Origin of the sequence: Lutibacter sp. (assembly GCF_041562875.1) — a bacterium.
Classification (GTDB): domain Bacteria; phylum Bacteroidota; class Bacteroidia; order Flavobacteriales; family Flavobacteriaceae; genus Lutibacter.
In genome coordinates this window covers 1-3,127 of record NZ_JBFFOE010000165.1, presented here as the reverse complement: position 1 = coordinate 3,127, position 3,127 = coordinate 1, and the positions used below count along the sequence as shown (strand labels likewise).

Here is a 3,127-nt window from a genome sequence, read left to right as displayed (position 1 = left end):
TAAAGATTTTGATTGGATTGGGCTTTCTTATTATCCTATCTGGTCAGAGTATACATTGGCAACTATTTCAACTCCTTTAACAACCTTAATTAATACTTATCATAAAAGATTAATGATTGTTGAAACTGCGTATCCGTTTACACTTGAAAATGCCGATGCAGCAAGTAATATGCTTGGAAGTGGAGCTATAATCACAGGTTATCCCGCAACACAAATAGGACAATTAAATTATCTTAACAAATTGAAAAGCGTCGTTGAAACTTCAGGAGGAGAAGGCCTCATTTATTGGGAGCCAGCTTGGGTTTCAACAAATTGCAATACTCTTTGGGGACAAGGTTCTCATTGGGACAACGCTACATTATTCGATTTTAATAACCAATCTACCTTAGGAATGAAATTTTACAATGCATCCTTAAGTAATTAATTTTTATAGAAATGAAACAACCTAAATTATTACTGAATAGAATAGTGCTTATTTTTACGCTATTTTTTACAATTTTAGAAATTAAAGCGCAAACAAGAGAAATATTCACACTTCAAAAAGATTGGAAATTTACCAAAGGAAACCCTGAAAATGCTTCTGAAACAAATTATGATGCTTCTTCTTGGCAAGAAGTTACAATTCCTCATGACTGGGCCATTTCTGAACCTTTTATTATTGATGGTGATGGAGATACTGGAAAACTTCCTTGGAAAGCAGAAGGCTGGTATAGAAAACAATTAGAAATTCCTTCTTCTTATAAAAATAAAAGAATCATTTTAATTTTTGATGGCGTTATGGCTTTTCCAAAAGTATATATCAATGGAAAATTAGCAGGTGTGTGGGATTATGGATACAATTCATTCCAGTTGGATATTACTGATTTTGTAAATTTTGGAGGTGAAAATACACTTGCTGTTTATGCAGATACAAGAGAACACGACAGTAGATGGTATCCAGGTGGTGGTATTTATAGAAAAGTACAACTATTGGTTGTGAATCCAATTCATGTAACAGTTTGGGGGAGCTATATTACCACGCCAATTGTAAAACCAAATTATGCAGATGTAAGGATAAGTACAGTTGTACAGAATCAATCAGGAAATTCAGAAGCTATTAAAGTTGAACAAGTTATATTAAATTCAAAAGGAGATCAAGTTGCAAGGGCATCAATATCAGGAACTATTTTATTTGGAACAACTAAAGATTTTGAGGTTACAGCACAAATAACCAATCCAATACGTTGGGATATTGAAAACCCAATGCTTTACAAGGCAGTAACCACCATTTATAAAAATGATGAAGCCATAGATACATATTCAACATTATTTGGTGTTAGAACAATTCGTTTTACAACCGATGATGGGTTTTATTTAAATGATAAAAGAGTGCAATTAAAAGGAGTGAATCTTCATAGTGATTTTGGACCTTTAGGTGTTGCTTTTAATGAAAGAGCTATGGAGCGCCAATTGGAAATTATGAAATCAATGGGCGCAAATGCTATTAGAAATAGTCATAATGTCGCGGCTCCTGAAGTTTTAGACTTGTGTGATAAAATGGGGATTTTAGTCTTTAATGAGGCTTTCGATAAATATGATGCTAAAATTGATATTTCCTCAACAACTGATTTTGAAGATTTTGCACATAGAAATATTCGAAATTTTGTAGTCAGAGATAGAAATCATCCTTCAGTATTTATTTGGAGTGTTGGTAATGAAATAGGAGATGTACAAATGAATTTAAACAACGGATTTAAAAAGTTGCACACCATGGTGAATTATGTAAATAAATACGACCCTACTCGGTCAATTACGTTGGTTAATGATAAAATGGAAAGTGCTTCTTTACGTCATTTTGATTATTATGATGTGCATAGCTGGAATTATACAAGACGCTATAGGTTGGCAAGACAACTTGAGCCAAACAAATCTGTAATTATTAGTGAATCAGCTTCTACAGTTAGCACAAGAGGATTTTATGAATTTCCACTTCCTAAAGAAAACGAAGATTTCACTAAATCTTTGCAAGTAAGTTCATACGATTTAAATGCTCCTGATTGGGCTGAAATAGCGGATGATGATTTTATGTGGCAGCAAGAAGAAAGTTATGTAGCAGGCGAATTTGTATGGACTGGTTTTGATTATTTGGGTGAACCAACACCCTATGGAAATCAAGCAGTTGAAAAAATGGGGATGACAGATAAAGATGCCTCAAGAAGTTCTTATTTTGGAATTGTTGATTTGGTTGGTATTCCAAAAGATAGATATTATTTATATAAAAGTTATTGGAAACCAGAAGAAAATACAATTCATATTTTACCTCACTGGAATTGGGAAGGAAGAGAAGGTGAAAAAACACCTGTATTTGTATACACAAATGGTGATTGCGCTGAACTTTTCATCAATGGAAAAACACAAGGAAAGCAATGTAAAAAACCTTCATCAAAAATTTCAACGGAACGATTTAGATTGATGTGGAATGAGGTTGTTTATGAACCTGGAGAAGTAAGAGTAATTGCTTATAAAGAAGGTAAACGAATTGGTGAAGAAATATTAAAGACAGCTGGAAAACCTTATAGAATAAAATTGACTCCAGACAGAACAATTTTAAAAGGAACTGGGAATGATCTTTCTTATGTTCTTGTAGAAGCATTTGATAAGGAAGGAAATTTATGTCCTTTAGCAGATAATAAAATTGAGATAACAATTGAAGGTGAAGGAAATATTGCTGGCGTTGGGAATGGAAATCCACAATCTTTTGAGCCTTTTAAATCTAATACTGTAAATCTGTTTTACGGAAAAGCAATGGTTATTGTGTCAGCAGATTTAAAAGAAGAGAAAACAAAAATAACGGCTTCAGCCGGAGGGTTATTAAAAGATTCTGTTGTAATTAAGATTGAATAAACTAATTTAAAAAATAAACCCTGATAATCAAACGATTATCAGGGTTTTTGCGGAGAAAGAGGCTCCGTAGACCTTTAAATTTTGTCAGTGATATCAAGGGGTTCCACTTTTTAAGTTGCTCTAGGGTAACTCATAGGGTAACCACTTTTTTAAGTATCAATTGTTCTAATGTAAATAAACGAAAATTATTTTAAATAATTAAATTTTATGCTCAATATTTTAGTTAAATTAGTAATTATTAGTT

Annotated in this window: 2 protein-coding genes; both read left to right on the top strand. The window is 32.6% G+C overall.

Features of this window, described 5'->3' with window-relative positions:
- Positions 1-424: glycosyl hydrolase 53 family protein (locus ABY863_RS13235; protein WP_372795606.1), on the top strand; the 424-nt coding region annotated here is incomplete at its 5' end.
- Between the two features lie 11 nt (positions 425-435).
- Positions 436-2,883, top strand: a complete 2,448-nt coding sequence (locus ABY863_RS13230) for a glycoside hydrolase family 2 TIM barrel-domain containing protein (RefSeq protein WP_372795604.1) — start codon at positions 436-438, stop codon at positions 2,881-2,883.
- The last annotated feature ends 244 nt before the right edge of the window (positions 2,884-3,127 follow it).

Excerpts from the sequence above, each read along its gene's own strand:
- ABY863_RS13230 (WP_372795604.1), top strand. The coding sequence starts at position 436 with ATGAAACAACCTAAATTATTACTGAATAGAATAGTGCTTATTTTTACG.